4 protein-coding genes and 1 pseudogene are annotated in these 3,237 nt (G+C 46.7%); 2 read left to right on the top strand and 3 right to left on the bottom strand.

Annotated features, from left to right (window positions below; genetic code table 11):
- Window positions 1-98 precede the first annotated feature (98 nt).
- Window positions 99-401, top strand: a pseudogene (locus tag PX482_RS00515) (sulfurtransferase); the annotation flags it as partial.
- Between the two features lie 134 nt (window positions 402-535).
- Here the strand turns inward: PX482_RS00515 and PX482_RS00510 are convergent.
- From PX482_RS00510 to cpcB, 3 genes are read right to left on the bottom strand one after another with little or no spacing between them, the layout of a single operon-like run.
- The gene (locus PX482_RS00510; RefSeq protein ID WP_012267568.1) at window positions 536-772 is read right to left on the bottom strand and encodes a hypothetical protein; all 237 of its coding nucleotides are present in this window, start codon (window positions 770-772) and stop codon (window positions 536-538) included.
- Window positions 773-814: 42 nt separating this feature from the next.
- Complete coding sequence (gene cpcA, locus PX482_RS00505) at window positions 815-1,306, bottom strand: C-phycocyanin subunit alpha (protein ID WP_002762687.1); 492 nt, start codon at window positions 1,304-1,306, stop codon at window positions 815-817.
- A gap of 55 nt (window positions 1,307-1,361) precedes the next feature.
- Window positions 1,362-1,880, bottom strand: a complete 519-nt coding sequence (gene cpcB, locus PX482_RS00500; RefSeq protein WP_002733930.1) for a C-phycocyanin subunit beta — start codon at window positions 1,878-1,880, stop codon at window positions 1,362-1,364.
- A gap of 670 nt (window positions 1,881-2,550) precedes the next feature.
- Between cpcB and PX482_RS00495 the strand changes: the two genes are divergently transcribed.
- Window positions 2,551-3,237: PLP-dependent cysteine synthase family protein (locus tag PX482_RS00495; RefSeq protein ID WP_288121946.1), on the top strand; the 687-nt coding region annotated here is incomplete at its 3' end.

The following is a 3,237-nucleotide window of genomic DNA, read 5'->3' as shown; positions in this document are numbered from 1 at the left end:
CTGTTAAGGCAGGTGCGGAACCCCGCAAGGGAAAGAAGCAGAAACCTAAATCGTGAGGTTTGGGAATCACCGTCCGTTTACGGCGGTGAGGATGTCAAATTCCGGGGGCGAAAAATATACCCTGGCCGACTTTTACGGAAGCGAATAATCCGGATGAATCCCTGAAAAATCCCCATAAATTGAAATCTTTAGACGAAATCAGGAAGATTCTTGCCCAACGCAACATCAAGCCCTCGGATAATATTATTGTCAGTTGCAGTACGGGACGGGAAGCGACTTTACAGTATGTTGTCCTCAAACATCTGCTCGGTTATCCCAAGGTGCGAATTTATGAGGGTTCTTGGACAGAGTACAGTACCACGGAGCTGCCCGTCGCTACCGGGCCAGAAAAAGCAGTCTAAAGTCAAGTTTGTCGGTTTATACTCGTTGTGTTTAACCATCTTACCCAAGATGGTTTTTTTGTTGGGGTAGGTTCCCGAGGAGGACTAAGTTAGGGTTTGCTGAATAAATCTAAAAATCTTGTTGGATAAGGTTTTTAGACTTTTTTTCTCTCAAAAATTGCCGACCATTGGAGTGATTGGGGGGAAAATTCCGGGACTTTTTCCCTGAAAATTAGGTAGTTGACCACCTGAAAATCGATAAAACCCCACTTCCCCACACCCCACACCCCACACCCCACACCCCACACCCCACACCCCACACCCTGCCACCACCGAAAAACTTTTTCAGCAAGCCCTAAGTTAGACGGACGCAAAAAAACCTCGGCGCTCATCCCGAGGTGAATTTAGGAGATATGAGCTTATGTTGACGTAAATTAGCTAAGGGCGTTGATCACATAATCAATGTAGGAATTAGCTTCTACAGCAGCATCCCCAGTTAATCCGTGATTGGTTTTGATGTATTTTAAGGCTTCGATATACCAACTAGGAGATAGCTCAAAGGCACTATTAATTTCACTCAAACCGGCGACTAGATATTCATCGATCGGGCCTGTACCCCCTACCACGAGGGCATAGGTGATAATTCGGATATAGTAGCCGATATCACGAACGCACTTGGATTTCCCTCGCTCATCGTAGGCATAGTTCGGCCCCTGGAGTTGGGTGGTGTAGGGAAATTTTTGATAGACAGCGTTGGCTGCTTCTTGGGCTAAACTGGGGGCTTTTTGGGCGAGGATTTTTACCGCTTCTAGGGTGATGGCGGCCTGACGGAAACGACCGAACGCTACTTGTAATTCAGCACTGCTGAGAAAACGGCCTTGGGAATCGGCAGTAGCTACCGCTTCGGTTAAAGGTGTTTTGGTCATGGATGGAATTGCTCCTACAAAAGTTTAATCGGATTGAGATAAGAAAGTCACAGCATCAGGAAACTGCCGCCGCCGCTCGATCGAAGTAAGAAGCGACTTCTGCTAGTAAAGAACTGCAATCCCCGCGAGTGATACCGTTGGGATCGGCCGCTAGGGCAAGGGAAGCGTCCTTGAGCTTGAGAATTCCGGCCGCAACAGAAGCTCCCGGAACTCCCAGGGCGACGTAGGTTTCCCGGAGACCGTTCAAGGCGCGATCATCGAGGATGCTGGCATCGCCGGTGAAGGTGGCATAGGTAACGTAGCGCAGGATAATTTCCAAATCCCGCAAGCAGGCGGCGGCACGACGGTTTGTATAGGCGTTGCCACCGGGGGCAACTAAAACGGGCTGTTCTGAAAACAAACTACGCGCGGCATCGGTAACGATCGCAGAAGAATTACTGGAAAGACGATTGACCACATCCACGCGTTTATTACCATCTTTGACGAAGGCAATTAGGGCATTGACTTGATTCTCGCTCAGGTATTCCCCGCGGGTATCGGCCTGAGAAACGACTTTGGCAAAGGCATCTAACACCATAGTTTTCATCTCCTATAATGATGATTGGTTTCGGCAAAATATCGAGGTTGATTGCTCTGGCTTTTCTTTATTTTTTCCGATAAAGTATCTAGGAGTTTTTTTCTTGGGACTATACTATCGTCCTTGAAAAAAAATTACTCTCCCTTGGCCAGATTTTTTTGTATATCGAGGAACAATTCTTGTTAATTGAATTTAGCGTTTATTGACGCTCCTAGACACACTTCGTTTTTGCCATGAATTATTTTATAGACCATTTTCCTACTTTTATTTATTAAAAATTGTTTCCTAAAAAACCAGCAAAAAAATAATTTTTTAGGATAAATCTCAGAAAACTTTCTTAAATGTGTAACCCGATACTAAGAAAAAGTATCGCTCTTTTCATCTCTCTAATAATTTGTTTAAGTTGTTTAAATAAATGTGCTTTTATATACTAATAATAATTAACTAAATTGAGAGAAATTTCCCAAGACAACTTTGCCGATTGTGCTTCGATATACAAAAAAAGTGGCAAGGCAATAAAAATCGACAGGGATAATCCCCGCCGACGTTGTGATCAGAGGTGCCAACACCAGCATTTTGCAGTGTACTCTGACTTAAAAAGTATTGTAAAACATCTTAAATACATATATAATCAAAAATAGCCAACAAATACAAAGCAAGTGGGATTATGCCGATCGCAAGAGACATCACCCAATTGGTAGGACGGACTCCCCTAGTCCAACTGAATCGAATCCCAGTGGCAGAGGGAGTAAAAGCCCGCATCGTCGTCAAACTGGAAAGTATGAACCCCGCCGCCTCGGTTAAGGATCGCATCGGGGTCAGTATGGTGGAGGACGCTGAAGCCGCCGGACTAATTCACCCCGATAAAACAATTCTGGTGGAACCCACTTCCGGTAATACCGGCATCGCCCTGGCCATGGTAGCGGCGGCCAAAGGCTATCGCTTAGTCCTGACTATGCCCGAAACCATGAGTTTAGAACGACGGGCAATGTTAAAAGCTTACGGGGCGCAATTAGAATTAACCCCGGGTAGCCAAGGCATGAAAGGAGCGATCGCCCGGGCCGAGGAAATAGTCGAAAACACCCCCAACGCCTATAGTTTGCAACAGTTCCGCAACCCGGCCAACCCGAAAATTCACCGAGAAACCACCGCCGAGGAAATCTGGGCCGATACCGATGGCCTGGTAGATATCGTTATCGGTGGCGTGGGAACCGGGGGAACCATTACCGGTATTGCCGAAACCATTAAACCCCGTCGTCCCCAATTTCAAGCGATCGCAGTTGAACCCTCTAATAGTCCCGTCTTATCGGGAGGACCACCCGGGCCGCACAAAATCCAAGGCATCGGGGCCGGT

The sequence above is a fragment of the Microcystis sp. M53602_WE12 genome, assembly GCF_030065455.1.
In the GTDB taxonomy this organism is placed as follows: Bacteria; Cyanobacteriota; Cyanobacteriia; order Cyanobacteriales; family Microcystaceae; genus Microcystis; species Microcystis aeruginosa.
Note: the sequence above shows the minus strand (reverse complement) of the source record. Positions and strands in the feature narration are given on the sequence as shown.

Bases quoted from the DNA above. Each gene is read 5' to 3' on its own strand.
- PX482_RS00510 (WP_012267568.1), bottom strand. From the start codon at position 772: ATGAGCGCCGAGGTTTTTTTGCGTCCGTCTAACTTAGGGCTTGCTGAA.
- cpcA (WP_002762687.1), bottom strand. From the start codon at position 1,306: ATGACCAAAACACCTTTAACCGAAGCGGTAGCTACTGCCGATTCCCAA.